The sequence below is a fragment of the Salinisphaera aquimarina genome, from assembly GCF_042643355.1.
GTDB lineage: Bacteria > Pseudomonadota > Gammaproteobacteria > Nevskiales > Salinisphaeraceae > Salinisphaera > Salinisphaera aquimarina.
The window spans coordinates 144,964-164,625 of record NZ_JBHRSS010000001.1 but is presented as its reverse complement, the minus strand read 5'-3'; the positions used below and the strand labels follow the sequence as shown (position 1 = coordinate 164,625).

The window sequence follows — 19,662 nt, the reverse complement described above, 5'->3', positions numbered from 1 at the left end:
ACGGATGGCGGCAGAAAAACACATCACAGACTGATGTCCATGAGGACGTCGGGCAGCTCGCCGTTGGCGGCATCTTCGGCCAGCGTGGCGGCGGTGTCGGCGGCGCGATCGTTGAACTGGGTCTCGTCCCAGAGCTCGAACAGATTGCCGAGCCCCGACAGCACGGCCCGCGATTCGAGGCTGGCGGCGACCCGCAGATTGGACGGCAGCAGCAGACGGCCCTGGCGATCCATATCGATGTCGCGTGCATTGCCGATGAAGAATCGCTGGATATCACGCACTTTCGGATTGAGGCTGCCCTTGGACAGAAGCTGCGCTTCGAATGACTGGAATTCAGTAGCGGGATAAATCAACAGACAGCCGTCCCAGTGTCGGGTAATGACGAGCCGGCCCGCACAGTCGTCGATCAACGACTGTCGATAAGACGCCGGGATCGCAATGCGACCCTTGGCATCAATGCTGACCGGATGTGACCCCTTGAACACGCAGCGGCCTCTCGTCGCTGTTAAACCACTTTACCCCACTTCTCACCCCGTGGCGCCACTATAGGCAGTCAGGCTTTGGGGTGTCAAGCATGTTGGCGAATGGAAAAAATGCCTGCGAAACAGCAATTTCTGAAGCCTTCCGACAGCATTTCGTGTCGAAAATCCGCTTTTCATTTTTGTTTTGTTTTCCAGTGTTTTAACGGCTCCTCCTCTACGACTTTGTCACTGCGGATGACCGCCTTGGGCCTTGCCACGCAACAATTCCGTGGATGTCGCATATCCCCGAGTGGGGCAAAGGGGCGCGCAACACGCGCAGGTGGGGCGCTGGCCCACACCGGACGGCGCGGGTTGGGCATGAGCCTGAACAAGAAGTTCGGAGTCGGCCGATAAGCCGGGTTCTGTCGTGCGCAGCCATTCATCTGGGACGCACGTCGCCGTGCGCCTCATGCGACCTACCCGAGGACTGCGCGGGCCGCGCGTCGTCCTCCTATTTGGTCTTGCTCCGGATGGGGTTTACCGTGCCACGAACCGTTGCCGGTCGCGCGGTGCGCTCTTACCGCACCCTTTCACCCTTACCGGGCCCGCGAACGGGCCTTAGGCGGTCTACTCTCTGTTGCACTTTCCGTAAGCTCACGCTTCCCAGGGGTTACCTGGCATCCTGCCCTATGGAGCCCGGACTTTCCTCCGCGCCCGTAAACGGACGCCGCGGCTGCGTGGCCGACTCCGAGCGCGGGAGTCTATCAGCTGCGGCTATTCGGCACCCAGCTCCAGCGCCCGTGCATAGGCTGCGTTGCGGGTGACACCGGTCAGCCGGGCGGCCGCACTCGCGGCCGGCTTGGTGCCGGTGATCTGCAGCAGCTCACGCAGCAGCGCATCGAGACCGATCTCACTGGTGGCGCGTTCGACCGCAGCAGCACCGGCGACCACCAGCACGAACTCGCCGCGCCGATGATTATCGTCCGTGGCAAGCCATGCGACCAGTTCTGCACCCCCCATGCATACGCTTTGCTCGTGCAGCTTGGTGAGTTCACGGCACAGCGCGATCTGGCGTTCGGCGCCGAACGCCTGCGTCATGTCCGCCACCGTCTTGTCGATGCGGTGACTGGACTCATAGAAGACAAGGCTGCGTGTCTCCTCGGCCAGGGCGGCCAGGCGTGCCCGGCGAGCCGTGGTCCTGGCCGGCAGAAAACCTTCGAAGACGAAGCGGTCACTGGGCAACCCGGCTACCGATATCGCCGCGATCGCGGCACAGGCACCGGGCACCGTCTGGACTTCGTGGCCCGCCTGACGCACGGCACGCACCAGCACGAAGCCGGGATCACTGATCAACGGGGTACCGGCATCGCTGATCAACGCCACCGATTCGCCCGCGTCCAGGCGCTCGAGCAGCTGGGTCGTGCGGGCCTGCTCGTTATGTTCGTGCAACGACAACATCGGCGTATCGATGCCCAGATGCTGGGTCAGGCGCGCGCTGTGGCGGGTATCCTCGGCGGCGATCACCGCCACCGTCTTGAGAATACGCACGGCACGCGCGCTGATGTCTTCGAGATTGCCGATCGGCGTGGCGACAATCCACAGCGTTGCGGGCGATGTGCGGTCAGGCGCCATTAGGGACTCATGGGACGTTTAAGGAATCTCTGATCGAATCGCCACGGTCGCGCCGGAGTGCTTTGCGCGTCGCTGGCAAGGAATGGAGAGCGTAGCGTGCCCATGTAAATTAACAAGGGCACGGTAGCGAGAGATGACGCCGTCGCTGCGAGCGGCAGAGCAGGCCAAGTACAGGTGGAGACCCGCGGCGAGGCCGTGGGATGCGACCCCGTGCGAGTCGTTGCCTCGCAGCTCTGGTCCGAGCGCCGGCGGTCGCACCCCGCCGCTTCGCGTCGGGGCCCCGCTCCTCGCCGCGCACGGACAGGCGCGCGCAAAGCCTCGGTTTTTCTCGCGGCGCGAGAAAAATTCGGCCCCAAATGCGCCGCTACAGCATTGCGCGGCTTGATCCGGGATTGACCCGGACGCTGCGCCTCGCGCCTTGTATCGACTCAGTTGGGGACTCGAACGCGATCCGCGAGGAATCAATCAGAGATTCCTTGAGTGTCAGGCGCTGATATTATGCAGTTCATGATCGCGCGCAGGGGGATCTCGCGTGCAACACTTGGGAGCCTTATCCGATGACGCCTTCGATCAAGCCGACTTTCCACGCCCTGAGCCTGCTGCTTGTGGCTTTCGTGCTCGCCGGCTGCGCCGTGCAGCAGCCACGCTCGACGCCCGGCCCGCAGCCGACTCAGTCGAACAATCCACAGATGGCGGCCGCCCAGGGCGACTACGAGCGCGCGGCCAATCTCTACATGCAGGCTTCGACGCGCACGTCGGACCCGGCGCAGCGCCAGCGGCTGCGCCTGCAAGCCGGCCTTGCCGCGGCCCAGGCGGGCAACGCTTCGATGGCCCAGCAGATTCTGGCGAGCATCCAGCCCTCGACGCTGGGTGATATGGATCGCAGCCGCTATGAACTGGCGCGTCGCGAAATCAGCATCGACGGGCTCACCCCCGACCAGGCGCTCGCGCAGCTGCCGCCGCCCAACAGCGGCGTGCCGCCGGCGATAGCGGAACTGGTATGGGAGAAACGCGCCCAGCTGCATTTTGCCCAGAACGCACTGATCGCCGGGATCGGCGATCTGGTACAGCGCGGTGTATGGCTGGTCGACGAGACCGCCCTGAGCGCCAACGACGAGCGGATCTACGCCAAGGCGCTGGATTCGATCGCATACGGACAGGGCCCGGAAAGCCGCCCTGCCGGCAACGCCGACGACACCACCCGCGGCTGGCTGGCGTTGGCGGACATCGGGCAGCGCCAATGGGCAAGCCGCGACCAACGCGACCAGGCGCTGGCCGCCTGGGAACAGCGCTACCCCGGCCACCCCGCGACCCGCTCCATCCTGCGCGATCGTTTCGACTACACGCCGGCGACCCAGCCGGCGGCGACCGGACAGCCCGGCCAGTTCCCGCAGCAGGGCCCGGCACCACGCCCCAGCAGCGATACCGTCGCCCTCGCGCTGCCGCTGACCGGCAAGTTCGCCAATGCGGCCGAGGCGATCCGCGACGGCTTTCTGTTCGCCTACGGCAACACCCGCACGAATGCACCGCAGCCGCTGATCTACGACTCCAACACGCTCACCCCCGCCGCTATTCTCGACCAGGCGCAGCGGGACGGCGTCGGTATTCTCGTCGGCCCGCTCGACAAGCCCAAGGTCGCGGAAATCGGCCGGCTGCCCAGCGATATCCCAGAGGTGGCGCTCAACTACACCGACACCCAGAACAACCGCCCCGGCTTCTACCAGTTCGCGCTCGCGCCCGAGGATGAAGCGGCGGCGGTGGCCCGCCATGCCAGCGAACGCGGCTATGCCCGCGCGCTGGCGCTGGTCCCCAAGGGCGACTGGGGCAGCCGGGTGTTCGACGCCTTTCGCAGCCGCTTCAACGCCGATGGTGGCCAGGTGGTCAACTATGCAACCTACGACGCCGGCGACCGCGATTATCGCGGCCCGATCCAGTCGGTGCTCAGCGGCTATCAGCAGGGTCAGGGCGCCGACTTCATCTTCGTCGCGGCACGCCCGCTGCAGGCCCGTCTGATCCGCAGCCAGCTGCGTTTCTACCGGGCGAGCAATCTGCCGATGCTGTCGACCTCGCATGCCTATACCGGCACGGTCAACGCTGGCGACGATATCGATCTCAACGGCGTCGGTTTTGCCGACATGCCCTGGGTGGTCGGCTCCGGCGACTTCCTGGAGACACGTCGCAACGAGGCCCGGCAGCAATATGGCGACGTCGCAGAACACTACTCGCGTCTGTTCGCGATGGGCATGGACGCCTGGAAACTGACCGACAATATCGCTAAGGAAGGCTTGAGCAGCGGTGACGTATTCGAAGGCATGACCGGCGTGCTGGCGCTGCAGCCGGACGGCCGTGTCACCCGCTATCTCGCCTGGGCGGTCTTTCGCAGCGGCAGGCCGCAGCTGGTGCAGATGCCCAGCGAGAGTGACGCGCGCATCGATTCGACGCAGTCCGTGCCGTGGGAACAACGCTAGAATCGGGCCACGCTGCCGAAGATCGGGTCGACCGCGCCGCTCGCCGGCGCGGTTGGCGGCGCATCGCGCGCAACTACAACGCCCGTGGGGGTGAACTGGATCTGGTCTACCGCGCCGCCGAACTGCTGGTGATCGTCGAGGTGCGCTACCGGTCCCGCACCGACTACGGCAGTGCCGCAGCCAGCGTGACGACACGCAAGCAGCAGCGGATCATACTCGCCACCCGTCATTTTCTTGCGCAGCACCCGCGCCATGCGCAGCGGCCGATCCGCTTCGACGTGGTCGGCGTGAACGACAGCGACGAACTGGACTGGATAGAGAATGCTTTCTATGCCGAATAACGCCGATCACGATGCGCGTAACGCCCTCGTCAGCCGCCTGTTCGAAGACAGTGCGCGCGCCAATCGCGCCACCCTGGCCGCCACCAACCACGTCATCGTGGCCGCGGCCGACCGCGTGATCGCCTGTGTCGACGCCGATCACAAGATACTGTCCTGCGGCAACGGCGGCTCGGCCGGCGATGCCCAGCATTTCTCCTCGGAACTGATCAATCGCTTCGAGCGCGAACGCCGGGCATTGGCGGCGATCGCCCTGACCACTGAAAGCTCCACGCTCACGGCCATTGCCAACGACTACGACTACGACCGGCTGTTTTCGCGCCAGATCGAAGCGCTGGGTCGCCAGGGGGATGTCCTGCTGGCGATCAGCACCAGCGGCAATTCAGCCAACGTGGTCGCCGCGGTACACAGCGCTCATGCCCAGGGCATGAGCGTGATCGCGCTGACCGGCAAGGACGGCGGAGCGCTTGCCGCCCTGCTCTCCGATTCCGACATCGAACTGCGCGCCGCGGCCGACACCACCGCGCGTATCCAGGAGATGCATCTGCTGTTCATTCACTGCATCTGCCGGCTGATCGAGGATCATCTGCTCGGCACGGGGTGATTCCCAACAACCGCCGCGCAGCGAATGCACTGCGCGGGGCTATTTCACCACTTTGAGATGCGAACGCTTCTTGGCGGCGCCCTCCGCCGAGTCCTCGCTGGCTTCTGCCCCGGCGCCCCCGGGGCCACCGTCGGGCGGTGTGGGCGTGGCCTCGACCTCGCCGAAAAGCATGCCTTCGCCGTTTTCACGCGCATACAGCGCCAGCACTGCGCCCGGCGGCAGACTGACGTTGTAGTTCTGGCCGGAAAAACGCGCGGAGAAACTGATCAGCTGATTTTCCAGCGCCAGCGCGCGTACCGCGCCCGGGCTGATGTTCACCGTGATCTTGCCGTCCTCCGTGACGAACTGACGCGGCACATTCACGCCTTCGGCATCGGCGGCCACCAGCAGGTGTGGCGTAAGATCATTGTCGAGCACCCAGTCGTAGAGTGCCCGGATGAGATAGGGACGGCGCGAAGACAATTCGGCCATGGGAAACTCCGATTGGGAGCGCACCGCCACTGGCGGCACGCTCTTCATTTCAGCTGGCGTCGATCTGGCCCATATCGGCCTCGATACCGGTAAGGCTCTCGGCAAAGGCAGGCCGTTTGAACAGACGCCGCGCGTAGCTGCTCAGCTGTTTGGCACGACGTTCCGGCAGCTTGACCTGGTAATGATCGAGCCGCCAGAGAATCGGCGCCAGCGTGCAGTCGACCAGCGAAAACTCCTCGCCGATATACTTGCGCGCCGAGAAATCGGTGGCAAGCGTGGTCAACAGTTCAGTCATGCGTTCGCGCGCCTTGCGCGCAACCGCGGGCGTGGATTCGAGATCGTCGCAGAGGGCATAGAGATCGGACTCCATGCGGAATATGGCGAGTCGATACTGCGCCCGCAACACCGGATCCACCGGCATCAGCGGCGGATGCGGGTAGCGCTCGTCGATGTACTCGAGAATGATGCGCGGGTCATAGACCACCAGCTCGCGATCCACGAGCGTGGGCACCGTGTTGTAAGGATTCAGCTGGAGCAGATCCTCGCTTTCCTCATCCTCGCGCAACTCGACGATGTCGTAGTTGGCAACGCCTTTTTCGGCCATCACCAGGCGCACCCGATGACTATGGACACAGGCCTCACGCGAGTAGAGCGTTATCGTGGAACTGCGACTGGCCATCGTGGCGCGCCTCTGTGATTGTCTAATGCACGTCGCGCCAGAATTCGCGCTTGAGCATGTAAGCCAGACCGGTGAAGATCAGCAGGAAAATAAGCACTTTGAAACCCAGAGAATAGCGCACGAGTTGAGCCGGCTCACCGACGTACACCAGGAAGTTGGTGATGTCGCCGACCGCCCGCTCGTACTCCGCGGAGTTCATCTGGCCTTTCTGGACAAGATCGAACCTGGGCGCGGCATGCTCGCCTTCGCCGCCTTCCTCGGCGTGCCCGCCCTCATCCTTCTTGAGCGCCTGGAAACCCTGCAACGGCGCCAGCACCGCGGGCATGGCGGTGTTGGCCAGCACCACATTGTTCACGCCGCTCGGGCGCGAGTCATCCAGATAGAAACTCATCAGGAAACTGTAGATCCAGTCCGCGCCGCGCGCGCGTGACTCGAGCGACAGATCGGGCGGCGCCTTGCCGAACCACTCGGCTGCCTTTTCGGCCGGCATCGACGCCTGAATGGTGTCGCCGATCTTGCCACCGGTCATCAGCAGGTTGTTCTCGACGACGTCGTCCGGGATACCCAGATCATCGCCGATGCGCTGATAGCGCATGTACTGCAGCGAATGGCAGCCCGAACAGTAGTTCATGAACAGCTTGGCGCCGCGCTGCAGCGACGCTTCGTTCGACAGGTTCGGGTCGAAATGGAACGGCACGGTCCCTTCGGCCGCCGATGCCATCAGCGGCACGAACAACAGTAGCGCAATGAACAGCTGACGCATCATCCCGTCACCCTTTCCGGAACCGGCTTGGTCCTGTCGAATTTGCTGTACAGCGGCATCAGCAGGAAGAACAAGAAATATATGACCGCGAAGATGCGCGACCACAGCTTGACCCAGTCGGCCGGCGCCTGCATACCCAGATAGGCCAGACCGACGAACGAGATCGCGAACAGCGTCAGGGCGACCTTGGACACGATGCCCTTGTAGCGGATCGACTTGACCGGGCTGCGATCCAGCCACGGCAGGATGAACAGGATCAACACCGCCGAGAACATCGTGATCACGCCACCACCCTTGCTCGGCACGGCGCGCAACATGGCGTAGAACGGCGTGAAGTACCACGACGGCTTGATATGCGCCGGGGTGACGCTCGGATCGGCCGCGGTGAAGTTATCCGGCTCCAGGAACAGGCCGCCAAACGTCGGCGCGAAGAAGATCACGCCCGAAAACAGGATCAGGAACACGCCGACGCCGAACAGATCCTTGACCGTGTAGTACGGGTGAAAGGGAATGCCGTCGAGCGGATGACCGTCCGCGCCCTTGTTGGCCTTGATCTCGATGCCGTCGGGGTTGTTCGAGCCGACGTGATGCAGCGCCATGATGTGCGCAATCACCAGGCCGACCAGCACGAACGGCAGGGCCACCACGTGCAGGGCGAAGAACCGGTTGAGCGTCGCCCCACTGACCACGAAGTCGCCTCGAATCCACTGCGTCAGCGAATCGCCGACCACGGGCACCGCCGAGAACAGGGAGATGATCACCTGCGCGCCCCAGTAGGACATGTTGCCCCAGGGCAGCACGTAGCCCATGAAAGCTTCGGCCATGAGCGCGAGATAGATCAGGCAGCCGAAGATCCACAGCAGTTCACGCGGCTTCTTGTAGGAGCCGTAGAGCAGCGCACGGAACATGTGCAGATAGACGACGATGAAGAAGAACGAGGCACCCGTGGAGTGCATGTAGCGGATCAGCCAGCCCCATTCCACGTCGCGCATGATGTAGGCGACCGAACCGAAGGCGGTTTCTGCGCCGGGCTGGTAGAACATCGCCAGCCAGATACCGGTCACCAGCTGGTTGACCAGCACCAGCATGGCCAGCGAGCCCATGTAGTACCAGACGTTGAAGTTCTTCGGCGCGTAGTACTGGCCGATATGCTCGTTCCAGAGCTGCGTAGCCGGGAAGCGGTCATCGACCCAGTTCATGAACTTGTTAGCCATTTACGCCGCCTCCTCGCCTTCACTGCCCGGATCCACGCCCACGACGATCAGGTCGTCGCCTTCGTAATGATGCGGCGGAACGACCATGTTCAGCGGTGCCGGCTGGCCCGCGTAGACACGTCCGGATATATCGTAATGCGACCCATGACAGGGGCAGAAGAAGCCGGCGTAGTCGAGCTGGCCGCCGGAGGCGTCAGGCCGGTACTTCGGCGAGCAGCCGAGATGGGTGCAGATGCCGATCATCACCAGTACCGGCTGCTTGATCGCACGGAACTTGTTGCGGCAATACTCGGGCTGCTGATCGGTCTTGCAGTCGGGATCGGACAGCTCGGGCGCGACTTCGTCGAGCGTCTCGAGCATATCGGGCGTGCGGCGCACGACCCAGACCGGTTTCCCACGCCAGGTGACACTGACCAGGGCACCTTCTTCCAGAGCCGCAATGTTCACTTCGACGGGCGCACCCGCAGCCCTGGCGCGCGCACTCGGCAACCAGGACTTGATGAACGGAGTGGCTACAAAAGCTGCGCCCACACCACCGACGGCTGCGGTGGCGGTGGTCAAAAATCGCCGCCTGCGGACGTCGACCCCCTCTTTGCTCATGCGTTAGACCTCTTCGAGCAAGGCAAAAATGCCGGTTCGATTTATAGTTGAACTGCGTGGTCGGCGGCGTGACAAGACGCTGCCAAGATTGAAAAAGTATAGCACAGCAATCCTTGATTCAGCCTAGGTGCAGCAAGTCACGCGTCCCGATGTGCGCGTGCCATGGCCGACGCGGCATGGGCGTGCAAACCTTCTCCCATGGCCAGTTCCGCGGCCACGGGGGCAAGTGCGACAGCCCCTGTTTCGCTGGCCTTGATGAGCGAAAGACGCTTCTGGAAATCATAGACGCCGAGCGCCGACGAGAACCGGGCGGTACGCCCGGTCGGCAGGACGTGATTGGGTCCCGCGCAGTAATCGCCGAACGCTTCAGGCGTGCGATGGCCCATGAAAATCGCGCCCGCATGGGCGATGCCGTCGAGCAGCGCGTCGGGGTCGTCCACCGCCAGTTCCAGATGCTCGGGGGCGATGCGATTGGACAGCGCCACCGCCTGGCTCATGTCGGCAGCGTGGATCAACGCCCCGTAGGCACGCAGCGACGTCTCGATGATCGCCCGGCGCGGCTGGTCGACGAGCAGACGCGCCACTGCAGCCTCGACCGCCTCCAGATAATCGCTGTCCGGAGTGATCAGCACGGCGCGCGAGTCCTCGCCGTGCTCGGCCTGAGCGAACAGATCCAGCGCGGCCCATTCGGGGTCGCCGCTGCCATCGGCGAGAATCAGCACCTCCGACGGCCCGGCCACCGATTCGATGCCCACGCGGCCGAAGACCTGGCGTTTGGCCGAGGCAACATAGGCATTGCCGGGGCCAACGATCTTGTCCACCTGGGGCACGGTGGCGGTGCCGTGAGCCAACGCGGCCACGGCCTGGGCACCCCCAATAGTGAAGAACCGATGCACGCCGGCCAGCGCGGCCGCCGCCAGCACCCAGTCGTTGAGCTCGCCGTTGGGCGCCGGCGACATCATCACGATCTCGGCAACACCGGCCACGCGCGCCGGCAGCGCGTTCATCAGTACACTCGACGGATACGCGGCCTTGCCACCGGGTGCGTAGATGCCCGCCCGCTCGATCGGGCGCACGATCTGGCCCAGCTGGTTGCCGTATTCGTCTTCGTAGCGGTGCGATTCCAGCTTCTGCGATTCGGCAAACCGGGTAATCCGGTCGGCCGCGGTTTCCAGCGCCGCCCGCGGCGCGGCGGGCATGGCCTCGAGCGCCGCGGCCAGGCGCGCCGGCGCGATCTCCAGCGCGGCCATATCGGTCGCAGGGTGGGCATCGAGTTCGCGGGTGTACTGCAGTACCGCCGCGTCACCGCGTTCACGCACGTCGGCAATGATCGCGGCCACACGCGTATCGATCTGCGCCTGGGCCGGGGTGTCGTGGTCGACGAGTGCAGCGAAATCTGTCTCGAAGCCGGCATCACGCGTATCGAGACGGCGCATCACGAGGCCTGATCGACCGGCTGGAACAGCGTGAGCAGTTCGGCGAGCGCGGCATGCTTCATCTTCTGTGCCGCCTTGTTGACCACCAGCCGCGCGCTGATTTCCTCGATCACGTCGAACGCTTCCAGACCGTTGGCGCGCAGCGTGTTGCCGGTATCCACCAGATCCACGATCACATCGGCGAGGCCGACGAGCGGCGCCAGTTCCATCGAACCGTAGAGCTTGATGATCTCGACCTGACGCCCGAGCCGGGCGAAATAGGCACGCGTGGTCTCGACATACTTGGTCGCCACCCGCAGCGGCCGGTGACGGGCGGCATCCATTGCCCCCGGCAGCCCGGCGGTCATCAGCTTGCAGCGGGCGATACCCAGATCCAGCGGCTCGTAGAGATCCGCGCCGCCGTGCTCGATGAGCACGTCCTTGCCGGACACGCCGATATCGGCCGCACCGTAGGCGACGAAGGTCGGCACGTCCGAGGCCCGGATCACCAGCAGCCGCAACCCCGGATGATTGGTTTCGAACACCAGCTTGCGCGACGCGCCGGGATCGACTTCCGGCTCGATGCCGGCGGCCGCCAGCAGCGGCAGCGTGGCTTCCAGAATACGGCCCTTGGACAGTGCCAGGGTGACAGTCGTGGTCATGTACCCACCCCGCGTGCGGTCACCGGCGCGCGATCGGGCAGGCGCTGAATATGTCCGCCCAGTTGCGCCATCTTTTCCTCGATGCACTCATAGCCGCGATCGATATGATAGATCCGGCGCACATCAGTGGTGCCGTCGGCAACCAGGCCGGCGATCACCAGCGACGCCGAGGCGCGCAGGTCGGTCGCCATCACCGGCGCGCCGGTGAGCCGGTCGACGCCGGTGACGATCACGGTATTGCCTTCCTGGCGAATCTTCGCCCCCATGCGCTGCAGCTCCGACACATGCATGAAGCGGTTTTCGAACACCGTTTCGGTGACCGTACCGACACCCTCCGCGAGCGCATTGAGCACACAGAACTGGGCCTGCATATCGGTAGGAAAACCCGGGTATGGTGCGGTACGCAGGCCGATCGACGTCGGCCGCTGGCCGCGCATGTCGACTTCGACCCAGTCGTTGCCCTGGGTCACCTGGGCACCGGCCTCGGCCAGCTTGGCAGTGATCGCGTCCACCAGTACCGGGTCGGTCTGCGTGACCTTCACCCGGCCACGGCTGGCCGCGCCCGCCACCAGGAACGTACCGGTCTCGATCCGATCGGGCAGAACGCGGTGGCGCGCGCCGTGCAGCCGTTTCTTGCCGCGGATCGTGATCGTCGAGGTGCCCTCGCCTTCGATTTCGGCGCCCATGGCGATCAGGCAACGGGCCAGATCCACCACTTCCGGTTCGCGCGCGGCGTTTTCCAGAATAGTGACGCCATCGGCCAGCGTGGCCGCCATCATCAGGTTCTCGGTACCGGTCACGGTGACCGTATCCATGGCGATACGCGCGCCTTTCAGGCGCGATGCCCTGGCTTTCACATAGCCCGCCTCGACCCGGATCTCCGCGCCCATGGCTTCCAGCCCGCGCAGATGGATATCCACCGGCCGCGCGCCGATCGCACAGCCACCCGGCAGCGATACCTCGGCCTCGCCGTGGCGCGCCAGCAGCGGCCCGAGCACGAGGATGGAGGCGCGCATGGTCTTGACCAGATCATAAGGAGCGACGCACTGGGTAATGGTCGAGGCATCCGCCTCGACCACCATATAATCGCCGATGGTCACCGACACGCCCATGTGCGCGAGCAGCACGTTCGTGGTGGTGACGTCCTCCAGGTGCGGGACGTTTTCTATATATAGAGTCTCGTCGATCAGCAACGCCGCCGTCATGATCGGCAGGGTGGCGTTCTTGGCCCCGGAGGCCCGGACGTCGCCATTGAGCGGTGGGCCGCCCTCGATCCGAAGTAAATCCATTACGCGTGTCCTTAAACCGTAGCCGGTAATCGCGGATTGGAAATCCGCAGCTAAACTTGCCCTGCCTGTTCGGGGGTCATGGTCTTGAGCGACAGCGCATGAATTTCTTCGCCCATGCGAGCGCCGAGCGTGGCGTAGACCATGCGATGCTGCTCGACGATGCCCTTGCCCACGAAACTGGCACTGATGACCCGGGCGGCGAAATGGGTGCCATCGTCGCCCATCACCTCGACGCTGGCGTCGGGCAGACCTTCCTGGATGAGTTCGCGTATCGAGTCGGGGCTATACATGATGTCTGTTCATTGAAAACTGGCGCGAAATGCTAGCACGAGCGCGGCCATTCATCGCCGCAAGGTGGGCTAGCCACGAATCTTGTAGCCGCGGCTGAGCATGGTCACGCACAGCGCGGACACGAGCGTGAACACGCAGGCGGCCACGATCACGCTGATCGTCGGGTTGCTGTCGCCGACGCCGAAAAAACCCTGTCGGAATCCGTCGATCATGTAGAAGACCGGGTTGAAGTGCGACGCCTTCTGCCAGAACTCCGGCAACGAGTGGATGGAATAGAACACGCCGGACAGAAACGACAGCGGCATGATGAAGAAATTCTGGAACGCCGCCAGATGATCGAACTTGTTCGCCACGATACCCGCAATCATGCCGAGCACCGCGAGCGTCCCGCCGGACAGCAACAGCATGACCAGCACCAGCAGCGGATTATGGATCGGCACGTCGACGAAGAACGCGGTCACCGCATACAACACGATCGCGACCAGGGTCGCGCGCAGCAGCGAAGCACCGATATACGCCAGATAGATCTCGAACGCCGACAGCGGCGTCATCAGCAGAAACACCAGATTGCCCATGATCTTGGACTGGGTGATGCTCGACGAGGTATTGGCGAACGAGTTCTGGATGATGCTCATCATCATCAGCCCCGGCACCAGGAAAGCCGATGACGGCACGCCCTGGATGGTCTGGCCCTGCAGCACCTGGCCGAACACCACCATATACAGCAGCGCGGTGACCACCGGCGCGCCGACGGTCTGCAGAATGACGCTGTAGAAACGCCGCACTTCCTTGACGAACAACGTATTGCAGCCGCGCCAGTTCATGCCGCCGCTCCGCTGGCGCTATCCGTGTGCGCGTCCGACGTCAGCTCCATGAAGATATCCTCGAGATGCGGCTCGCGCGTACGCACGTCCTGAATGCGATAGCCGGCGTTGCGAATTGCCTCCATCACGTCGGCAATGAAATCCTTGCCCTGCTCCAGCTTGAGTTCGAGCGTGTCCTCGTGCCTATCCTCGACCAGTCTCTCGACCTCGGGCGGCAGCGCGCCGCCGTCGCCGGTGAGCTGCAGCGACAGGAATCGATACGGATGCCGATTCAGCAACGCGCGTTTTTCCTCCAGCACCTGCAGTTCGCCGTGATTGAGGATGGCGATGCGATCGCACAGCTCCTCGGCTTCTTCCAGATAATGCGTGGTCAGCACGATGGTATGACCAGCGTCATTGAGCTCGCGAGTGAAATGCCAGAGCGTGCGCCGCAGCTCCACGTCCACGCCGGCGGTCGGCTCGTCGAGAATCACCACGTCGGGCTTGTGCACCAGCGCCTGGGCGATGAGCACGCGTCGCTTCATGCCGCCGGAGAGCGCGCGCATCGACTGCTCGGCCTTGTCGGTGAGATCGAGACGCTCGAGCAGTTCGTCGATCCACGGCCAGTAGTCGCGCCCGCAGCCGAAATAACCGGCCTGGATGCGCAACATGTCGCGCACCGGGAAGAACGGATCGTAGACCAGCTCCTGCGGCACCACGCCCAGCGCGCGGCGCGCGGCACGAAACTGCTGCTGCACGTCGTGGCCGAGCACGGCCACCGAACCCGACGTGGCATGGGTCAGACCGGCGATCACGGAAATGAGGGTCGATTTGCCCGCGCCGTTGGGCCCGAGCAGCCCGAAATATTCGCCGCGCTGGATATCGAAACTCACGCCCTTGAGCGCATGCGTCGATGCGTAGCGCTTGTGCACGTTCTGAATGGAAATCGCGGTATCTGTCATGAGCCTGCCGTTGCTGAAAGCGCCTGGTTTCATCGAAATCGCAAGACGATCGATGCCTGGCGGTTTTCTTGAAAAGGCGCGCATTATACGGCCTGGCGCAAAACATGCATAAGACAACGACCCGCGACCGACGGCTGCGGCGACCCAGCCCTGCCACGGACATGCCGCGTCGACCTCGGGCTACGCTAGAATAGCCCCATGGATACCTGCGAACTGATCGCTGCGGCACGCCGCGTACTGAGCATCGAAGCCGCCGCCGTCGCGGCGCTGGAAACCCGGATAGACGGCGCCTTCTCGCAGGCGGCCGAATGTGTACTGGGCTGCCGCGCACGGGTCGTGGTCACCGGCATGGGCAAGTCCGGCCATATCGCCGGCAAGATCGCCGCAACGCTGGCCTCCACCGGCACGCCGGCGTTCTTCGTGCACCCCGGCGAAGCCAGCCACGGTGACTTGGGCATGATCACCGCCGACGATGTTGTGATCGCGCTGTCCTATTCCGGCGAAACCGGCGAAATTCTGACCATTCTGCCGCTGCTCAAGCGTCTGGGGGTGCCGCTGATCGCGATGACTGGCAACGCCGACTCGACGCTCGCCGCCCACGCCGACGTGAATCTGGACGTGTCGGTGGCGATCGAGGCCTGCCCGTTGGAACTGGCCCCGACCGCCTCGACCACGGCAGCCCTGGCGATGGGCGATGCTCTGGCGATCGCGCTGCTCGAGGCACGCCATTTCACCGCCGAGGATTTCGCCCGCTCGCACCCCGGCGGCGCACTCGGCCGGCGCCTGCTGCTGACCGTCGCCGACGTCATGCATACCGGCAAGCAACTGCCGCTGGTGGCCGAGGACGCACGGCTACGCGAAGCCCTGCTGGAAATGACCGCCAAGGGCCTGGGCATGACCGGCGTGGTCGACGCCCGGGGCCATCTCGCCGGTCTGTTTACCGACGGCGATCTGCGCCGCACACTGGACAAGGACATCGATATCAAACAGGCCACCATCGCCGATCACATGACCCGTGGACCCAAGACCGTGACCCCGGACACACTGGCCGCAGAGGCGGTGCGTCTGCTGGAGATGCATCGTATCGGCGGCGGTGCGTTGATGGTGGTCGATGACGCCGGACGACCCGTCGGCGCACTCAACATGCAGGATTTGCTGCGAGCAGGCGTGATATGAAGATCAGCCCCGAAGAACTCCATCAGCGTGCGGCGGCCGTCAAGGTCGCGGTATTCGACGTCGACGGCGTGATGACCGACGGCAAGCTCTATCTCTACGACCATGGCGACGAGATCAAGACCATGCACGTACGCGACGGCCTGGGCATCAAACGCCTGCAGGCCGCCGGCGTGGCGGTGGCGGCGATCAGCGGCCGCCCGTCTCCGGCAGCTGCCGCGCGCCTGCACGATCTGGGCGTGGACTACATCTATCTCGACAGCCGCGACAAGCAGCTCGATTTCGAGGCCCTGCTCGCGGAACTGGAACTCACCCCCGACCAGGCGTCGATGATGGGCGATGATCTGCCGGATCTGGGGCTCATGCGCCAGGCCGGGCTGGCGCTGTGTGTCGCCGACGCCGTGGACGATGTCATCGATGCCGCCCACTGGGTCAGCCGCCTCGACGGTGGCCAGGGTGCGGTACGCGAAGCCTGCGAGCTGATCATCGCCGCGCGCGACGCGCACTAGAGAGGCCGCCGACATGCTTCGTGTTCTGGTTGTTCTGCTGGCGGTCTCGGCCGTGCTGCTCGGCCTGCGTCTGTTCGAAACCCCGGCTATCGGAACACCGGGCGAGCCGCGTTTGTCTACGCCGGACAACAGCGACTACTACCTCACCGATGCGGTCGTGAAGCAGATGGACAAGCAAGGCGCGCTGGCCTATCGCATGACGCTGGGCGAAACGCTGCACTTCCCGGACGACTCGGCTCGACTCAAGGATATTGACGTACACTATCTGGCAGGCACGAAAACCTACTGGGATGTGACCGCCAAGCAGGGCCGGGTACCGGCCGGCGAACGCGATATCTATCTTTACGGCGGCGTTGAGGGGCGCCATCCGAAGCCCGATGGCCCGGTGGTCAGGATCAACACCGACAACGCCTGGGTACGCCCCGACAGCAATCGGATCGATACCCAGGCCCACGTCACCGCCGTCCAGCCGGGCCAGCGTGTCGAAGGCGATGGCATGGAAGTCGACCTCAAAACCGACAAGCTGAGACTGCTCAAGAATGTACAAGTCACCTACACGCCCTGATCCGTCACGCCGCGCCGCCGGCGGCCGCCGCCTGGCGCTCGCGCTGGCGTTCGGCCTGACGCTGGCCAGCACCGCCGCGCTGGCGCAGAAAGCGCTGCCCATTCGTATCGAATCCAACAACGCGGATCTGTCGCAGCAGAGTGGCACCAGCACCTACACCGGCAACGTGGTGCTCACCCGCGGCGGGCTCACCCTCACCGGCAGCCGCCTGGTGATCACCCGTATCAACGACCGCGGCAACGTCCGGGCCGTGCTCACCGGCTCGCCCGCGCATCTGGACAAGCAGCCCGACCGCGACGGTGACGACGTCGTCACCGGCCACTCGGAAAAGATCGAATACGCCAACAACGATTCCACCATCGTGCTGCGCGGCAATGCCGTGGTCGAACGCGGCGGCGACGAAGTCACCGGCCAGGTGATCCGCCACAACCTGGACACCGAACGCACCCAGGCCGAAGGCGGCAGCGGCGGCAGCAACAGCGGGCGCGTACGCATCACCATTCAGCCGCAGTCGGATACCGGATCATGAGTGCCGCGCTGCAGTCACAACCGCATCCGAACAACAGCAGTCAGCGCCTGGTCGCGCAGAACCTGAGCAAGCGCTACCGCGGCCGCGACGTGGTCGAGGATGTCAGCCTGACGGTCGGCCAGGGCGAAGTCGTCGGCCTGCTCGGGCCCAACGGGGCCGGCAAGACCACGTCCTTCTACATGATCGTGGGCCTGGTCACGCCCGACAGGGGCACTATCAGCCTGGGCGAGCGCAGCCTCGTGGGCGTGCCCATGCACAAGCGCGCCCAGCTGGGCATCGGCTATCTGCCCCAGGAAGCCTCGGTATTCCGCAAGCTGTCGGTGGCCGACAATATCCGCGCCATCCTCCAGGTCCGGCCCGGCCTGAAGAAAGCCGACATCGACCGGGAACTGGCGAGCCTGATGGACGAACTCTCGATCGGCCATATCGCCGAGTCGAAGGGGCTGAATCTGTCCGGCGGCGAGCGTCGGCGCGTGGAAATAGCCCGCGCACTGGCGGCCGAGCCGCGCTTCATGCTGCTCGACGAGCCGTTTGCCGGTATCGACCCGATCTCGATCGGCGATATCCGGGGCATCATCACCCATCTCAAGAACCGTGGCATCGGCGTATTGATCACCGATCACAACGTGCGCGAAACCCTCGGCATCTGCGAGCGCGCCTATATCCTCAGCGACGGCAAGGTCATCGCCGACGGCACCGGCGAGACGATTCTCGCCGATCGCAAGGTGCGCGAAGTCTATCTGGGCGAGGACTTCCGCTTATGAAGCAATCGCTGAATCTGAATCTATCGCAAAGCCTGACGATGACGCCTGCGCTGCAGCAGGCGATCCGCATGCTGCAGTTGTCGACGCTGGACCTGAAGACCGAAATCCAGGAGGCGCTCGAATCCAATGTCATGCTCGAGTCGGACGAAGGCCTGGGCGAGGTCGAGACCCCGGACGCCCGCGAGGCCAGCGTCGAGCGCAGCACGGCCGGTGAAGCCGGCAACGAGATTCCCGAGAACCTCCCCGTCGACGCCGACTGGAACGATATCTACTCCGGCAGCGCCGCACCCGCGCCCGCCCCCAGCGCCGGCGACGACGACTACTGGGACTATCGCCAGGCCAATCTGACCAGCACGCCGGACCTGCACGCGCATCTGAGCTGGCAGGCCGAGATGCATTCCTTCTCGGCCGCGGAACGCGACATTTCCGCGAATCTGATCGACGCGATCAACGAACATGGTCTGCTCGACGACTGGTCCGACCTCGAAAGCCGGCTGTCGAGCGAATACGACACCGACACCCAGGGCGTGGAGAAAGTGCTGCGCGCGATCCAGCAGTTCGACCCGCCCGGCGTGGCCGCGCGTTGCCTGGCCGAATGCCTGAGCATCCAGCTGCATCAGATGCCCGAGGACACCCCGGCCCTGGCATTGGCGCTGCGCATCGTCGACAACGAGCCGCTCGAGTGCCTGGCCTCGCGTGATCACGCACCGGTAGCCAAACGCCTCGACGTCACGCTCGAGGAACTCGACCGTGCGATCGCCCTGATCCAGACCCTGCAGCCGCATCCCGGCGAGGCTTTTTCCGACCACGAATCGACCTATGTCGTGCCGGAAGTGTTCGTCACCCGCCAGTCCGCCCGCTGGCAGGTCTCGCTCAACGCCGAGATCGCACCACGGCTGCGCATCAACAGCCAGTATCTCGCCCTGATCAAGCGCGCCGACAAGTCCGCCGACCAGACCACGCTCAAGTCGCATCTGCAGGAAGCACGATTTTTTCTCAACAGCCTGAAGTCGCGCAACGACACCCTGTTGCAGGTGGCCCAGACGATTGTCGAAGCCCAGCGCGCCTTTCTCGAATACGGCGAAGAGGCGATGAAGCCGCTGGTGCTGCGCGATGTCGCCGAGCAGCTCGAGATCCACGAATCCACGGTCTCGCGCGCCACCGCCAACAAGTACATGCAGACCCCGCGCGGCATTTTCGAGCTCAAGTATTTCTTTTCCAGCCATGTCTCGACCACCGACGGCGGCAGCGCCTCGGCGACTGCGATCCAGGCCATGATCAAGCGCATGGTCGCGGCCGAGTCCGCGGGCAAACCGCTGTCGGACAGCAAACTGGCCGAATTATTGCTGGATAATGGCATCAAGGTCGCCCGCCGGACCGTGGCCAAGTATCGCGAAGCCCTGTCGATCGCGCCCTCTCACGAGCGCCGACGCCAGACCAGTTAGGGCGCCACGCCCGGGATCGATGCCA

22 protein-coding genes and 1 other RNA gene are annotated in these 19,662 nt (G+C 64.3%); 9 read left to right on the top strand and 14 right to left on the bottom strand.

The window, feature by feature from the left end:
* Positions 1-23: 23 nt before the first annotated feature.
* From mraZ to rsmI, 3 genes are all read right to left on the bottom strand, one after another.
* Positions 24-485 (bottom strand): division/cell wall cluster transcriptional repressor MraZ, encoded by a 462-nt coding sequence (gene mraZ, locus ACFOSU_RS00770; RefSeq protein WP_380685458.1) that lies wholly within the window; start codon positions 483-485, stop codon positions 24-26.
* A 371-nt stretch (positions 486-856) separates the two neighbouring features.
* An RNA gene (rnpB, locus tag ACFOSU_RS00765) (RNase P RNA component class A) lies at positions 857-1,210 on the bottom strand.
* A gap of 25 nt (positions 1,211-1,235) precedes the next feature.
* The gene (gene rsmI / locus ACFOSU_RS00760; protein WP_380685456.1) at positions 1,236-2,093 is read right to left on the bottom strand and encodes a 16S rRNA (cytidine(1402)-2'-O)-methyltransferase; all 858 of its coding nucleotides are present in this window, start codon (positions 2,091-2,093) and stop codon (positions 1,236-1,238) included.
* Positions 2,094-2,650: 557 nt separating this feature from the next.
* On the opposite strand from rsmI, the gene ACFOSU_RS00755 reads away from it, so the two are divergent.
* From ACFOSU_RS00755 to ACFOSU_RS00745, 3 genes are read left to right on the top strand one after another with little or no spacing between them, the layout of a single operon-like run.
* Positions 2,651-4,561 carry a penicillin-binding protein activator gene (locus tag ACFOSU_RS00755; protein WP_380685453.1) on the top strand — a complete coding sequence of 637 codons (1,911 nt, stop codon included), beginning with the start codon at positions 2,651-2,653 and terminating at the stop codon, positions 4,559-4,561.
* Positions 4,546-4,902 (top strand): YraN family protein, encoded by a 357-nt coding sequence (locus ACFOSU_RS00750; protein WP_380685451.1) that lies wholly within the window; start codon positions 4,546-4,548, stop codon positions 4,900-4,902. Before ACFOSU_RS00755 ends, ACFOSU_RS00750 begins: the two co-directional genes overlap by 16 nt.
* Positions 4,892-5,503 carry a phosphoheptose isomerase gene (locus ACFOSU_RS00745; RefSeq protein ID WP_380685449.1) on the top strand — a complete coding sequence of 204 codons (612 nt, stop codon included), beginning with the start codon at positions 4,892-4,894 and terminating at the stop codon, positions 5,501-5,503. The genes ACFOSU_RS00750 and ACFOSU_RS00745 overlap by 11 nt, the downstream gene beginning before the upstream one ends.
* A gap of 39 nt (positions 5,504-5,542) precedes the next feature.
* Here the strand turns inward: ACFOSU_RS00745 and ACFOSU_RS00740 are convergent, their stop codons facing one another.
* The 11 genes from ACFOSU_RS00740 to ACFOSU_RS00690 all read right to left on the bottom strand — a co-directional run bounded on the left by ACFOSU_RS00740 (position 5,543) and on the right by ACFOSU_RS00690 (position 14,652).
* Complete coding sequence (locus tag ACFOSU_RS00740; RefSeq protein WP_380686426.1) at positions 5,543-5,965, bottom strand: ClpXP protease specificity-enhancing factor; 423 nt, start codon at positions 5,963-5,965, stop codon at positions 5,543-5,545.
* Between the two features lie 58 nt (positions 5,966-6,023).
* On the bottom strand, positions 6,024-6,653 hold the full coding sequence (locus tag ACFOSU_RS00735) for a glutathione S-transferase N-terminal domain-containing protein (RefSeq protein WP_380685447.1): 630 nt from the start codon (positions 6,651-6,653) through the stop codon (positions 6,024-6,026).
* A 22-nt stretch (positions 6,654-6,675) separates the two neighbouring features.
* The gene (locus ACFOSU_RS00730) at positions 6,676-7,419 is read right to left on the bottom strand and encodes a cytochrome c1 (RefSeq protein WP_380685445.1); all 744 of its coding nucleotides are present in this window, start codon (positions 7,417-7,419) and stop codon (positions 6,676-6,678) included.
* On the bottom strand, positions 7,416-8,630 hold the full coding sequence (locus tag ACFOSU_RS00725; protein ID WP_380685443.1) for a cytochrome b: 1,215 nt from the start codon (positions 8,628-8,630) through the stop codon (positions 7,416-7,418). Before ACFOSU_RS00725 ends, ACFOSU_RS00730 begins: the two co-directional genes overlap by 4 nt.
* A complete protein-coding gene (petA, locus tag ACFOSU_RS00720; RefSeq protein WP_380685441.1) occupies positions 8,631-9,230 on the bottom strand; it encodes a ubiquinol-cytochrome c reductase iron-sulfur subunit in 600 nt (199 codons plus the stop codon).
* Between the two features lie 137 nt (positions 9,231-9,367).
* Positions 9,368-10,666 (bottom strand): histidinol dehydrogenase, encoded by a 1,299-nt coding sequence (gene hisD / locus ACFOSU_RS00715; protein ID WP_380685439.1) that lies wholly within the window; start codon positions 10,664-10,666, stop codon positions 9,368-9,370.
* The gene (hisG, locus tag ACFOSU_RS00710) at positions 10,666-11,307 is read right to left on the bottom strand and encodes an ATP phosphoribosyltransferase (RefSeq protein ID WP_380685437.1); all 642 of its coding nucleotides are present in this window, start codon (positions 11,305-11,307) and stop codon (positions 10,666-10,668) included. Before hisG ends, hisD begins: the two co-directional genes overlap by 1 nt.
* Positions 11,304-12,596, bottom strand: coding sequence for a UDP-N-acetylglucosamine 1-carboxyvinyltransferase (gene murA, locus ACFOSU_RS00705; RefSeq protein ID WP_380685435.1), 1,293 nt, complete (start codon positions 12,594-12,596; stop codon positions 11,304-11,306). Before murA ends, hisG begins: the two co-directional genes overlap by 4 nt.
* 50 nt (positions 12,597-12,646) lie before the next feature.
* Positions 12,647-12,886: a BolA family protein gene (locus ACFOSU_RS00700; protein WP_380685433.1), complete on the bottom strand. Its 240-nt coding sequence runs from the start codon at positions 12,884-12,886 to the stop codon at positions 12,647-12,649.
* Positions 12,887-12,955: 69 nt separating this feature from the next.
* Positions 12,956-13,711, bottom strand: a complete 756-nt coding sequence (locus ACFOSU_RS00695; RefSeq protein WP_380685431.1) for an ABC transporter permease — start codon at positions 13,709-13,711, stop codon at positions 12,956-12,958.
* Positions 13,708-14,652 carry an ABC transporter ATP-binding protein gene (locus tag ACFOSU_RS00690; protein WP_380685429.1) on the bottom strand — a complete coding sequence of 315 codons (945 nt, stop codon included), beginning with the start codon at positions 14,650-14,652 and terminating at the stop codon, positions 13,708-13,710. The genes ACFOSU_RS00695 and ACFOSU_RS00690 overlap by 4 nt, the downstream gene beginning before the upstream one ends.
* 198 nt (positions 14,653-14,850) lie before the next feature.
* Here ACFOSU_RS00690 and ACFOSU_RS00685 point away from each other — a divergent pair, with 198 nt between their 5' ends.
* Genes ACFOSU_RS00685 through ACFOSU_RS00660 form a run of 6 tightly spaced genes read left to right on the top strand, consistent with a single transcriptional unit; the run spans position 14,851 to position 19,637 of the window.
* Complete coding sequence (locus ACFOSU_RS00685; protein ID WP_380685427.1) at positions 14,851-15,828, top strand: KpsF/GutQ family sugar-phosphate isomerase; 978 nt, start codon at positions 14,851-14,853, stop codon at positions 15,826-15,828.
* Positions 15,825-16,334, top strand: coding sequence for a KdsC family phosphatase (locus tag ACFOSU_RS00680; RefSeq protein ID WP_380685425.1), 510 nt, complete (start codon positions 15,825-15,827; stop codon positions 16,332-16,334). Before ACFOSU_RS00685 ends, ACFOSU_RS00680 begins: the two co-directional genes overlap by 4 nt.
* 13 nt (positions 16,335-16,347) lie before the next feature.
* The gene (lptC, locus tag ACFOSU_RS00675; protein ID WP_380685423.1) at positions 16,348-16,899 is read left to right on the top strand and encodes an LPS export ABC transporter periplasmic protein LptC; all 552 of its coding nucleotides are present in this window, start codon (positions 16,348-16,350) and stop codon (positions 16,897-16,899) included.
* On the top strand, positions 16,874-17,428 hold the full coding sequence (lptA, locus tag ACFOSU_RS00670) for a lipopolysaccharide transport periplasmic protein LptA (RefSeq protein ID WP_380685420.1): 555 nt from the start codon (positions 16,874-16,876) through the stop codon (positions 17,426-17,428). The genes lptC and lptA overlap by 26 nt, the downstream gene beginning before the upstream one ends.
* The gene (gene lptB, locus ACFOSU_RS00665; RefSeq protein WP_380685418.1) at positions 17,425-18,192 is read left to right on the top strand and encodes an LPS export ABC transporter ATP-binding protein; all 768 of its coding nucleotides are present in this window, start codon (positions 17,425-17,427) and stop codon (positions 18,190-18,192) included. Before lptA ends, lptB begins: the two co-directional genes overlap by 4 nt.
* Positions 18,189-19,637 (top strand): RNA polymerase factor sigma-54, encoded by a 1,449-nt coding sequence (locus tag ACFOSU_RS00660; RefSeq protein ID WP_380685416.1) that lies wholly within the window; start codon positions 18,189-18,191, stop codon positions 19,635-19,637. Before lptB ends, ACFOSU_RS00660 begins: the two co-directional genes overlap by 4 nt.
* Positions 19,638-19,662: the final 25 nt, after the last annotated feature.

Excerpts from the sequence above, each read along its gene's own strand:
- rsmI (WP_380685456.1), bottom strand. The coding sequence starts at position 2,093 with ATGGCGCCTGACCGCACATCGCCCGCAACGCTGTGGATTGTCGCCACG.
- ACFOSU_RS00755 (WP_380685453.1), top strand. The coding sequence starts at position 2,651 with ATGACGCCTTCGATCAAGCCGACTTTCCACGCCCTGAGCCTGCTGCTT.
- ACFOSU_RS00745 (WP_380685449.1), top strand. The coding sequence starts at position 4,892 with ATGCCGAATAACGCCGATCACGATGCGCGTAACGCCCTCGTCAGCCGC.
- ACFOSU_RS00735 (WP_380685447.1), bottom strand. The coding sequence starts at position 6,653 with ATGGCCAGTCGCAGTTCCACGATAACGCTCTACTCGCGTGAGGCCTGT.
- ACFOSU_RS00730 (WP_380685445.1), bottom strand. The coding sequence starts at position 7,419 with ATGATGCGTCAGCTGTTCATTGCGCTACTGTTGTTCGTGCCGCTGATG.
- ACFOSU_RS00725 (WP_380685443.1), bottom strand. The coding sequence starts at position 8,630 with ATGGCTAACAAGTTCATGAACTGGGTCGATGACCGCTTCCCGGCTACG.
- petA (WP_380685441.1), bottom strand. The coding sequence starts at position 9,230 with ATGAGCAAAGAGGGGGTCGACGTCCGCAGGCGGCGATTTTTGACCACC.
- hisD (WP_380685439.1), bottom strand. The coding sequence starts at position 10,666 with ATGCGCCGTCTCGATACGCGTGATGCCGGCTTCGAGACAGATTTCGCT.
- hisG (WP_380685437.1), bottom strand. The coding sequence starts at position 11,307 with ATGACCACGACTGTCACCCTGGCACTGTCCAAGGGCCGTATTCTGGAA.
- murA (WP_380685435.1), bottom strand. The coding sequence starts at position 12,596 with ATGGATTTACTTCGGATCGAGGGCGGCCCACCGCTCAATGGCGACGTC.
- ACFOSU_RS00700 (WP_380685433.1), bottom strand. The coding sequence starts at position 12,886 with ATGTATAGCCCCGACTCGATACGCGAACTCATCCAGGAAGGTCTGCCC.
- ACFOSU_RS00695 (WP_380685431.1), bottom strand. The coding sequence starts at position 13,711 with ATGAACTGGCGCGGCTGCAATACGTTGTTCGTCAAGGAAGTGCGGCGT.
- ACFOSU_RS00690 (WP_380685429.1), bottom strand. The coding sequence starts at position 14,652 with ATGACAGATACCGCGATTTCCATTCAGAACGTGCACAAGCGCTACGCA.
- ACFOSU_RS00685 (WP_380685427.1), top strand. The coding sequence starts at position 14,851 with ATGGATACCTGCGAACTGATCGCTGCGGCACGCCGCGTACTGAGCATC.
- ACFOSU_RS00680 (WP_380685425.1), top strand. The coding sequence starts at position 15,825 with ATGAAGATCAGCCCCGAAGAACTCCATCAGCGTGCGGCGGCCGTCAAG.
- lptC (WP_380685423.1), top strand. The coding sequence starts at position 16,348 with ATGCTTCGTGTTCTGGTTGTTCTGCTGGCGGTCTCGGCCGTGCTGCTC.
- lptA (WP_380685420.1), top strand. The coding sequence starts at position 16,874 with ATGTACAAGTCACCTACACGCCCTGATCCGTCACGCCGCGCCGCCGGC.
- lptB (WP_380685418.1), top strand. The coding sequence starts at position 17,425 with ATGAGTGCCGCGCTGCAGTCACAACCGCATCCGAACAACAGCAGTCAG.
- ACFOSU_RS00660 (WP_380685416.1), top strand. The coding sequence starts at position 18,189 with ATGAAGCAATCGCTGAATCTGAATCTATCGCAAAGCCTGACGATGACG.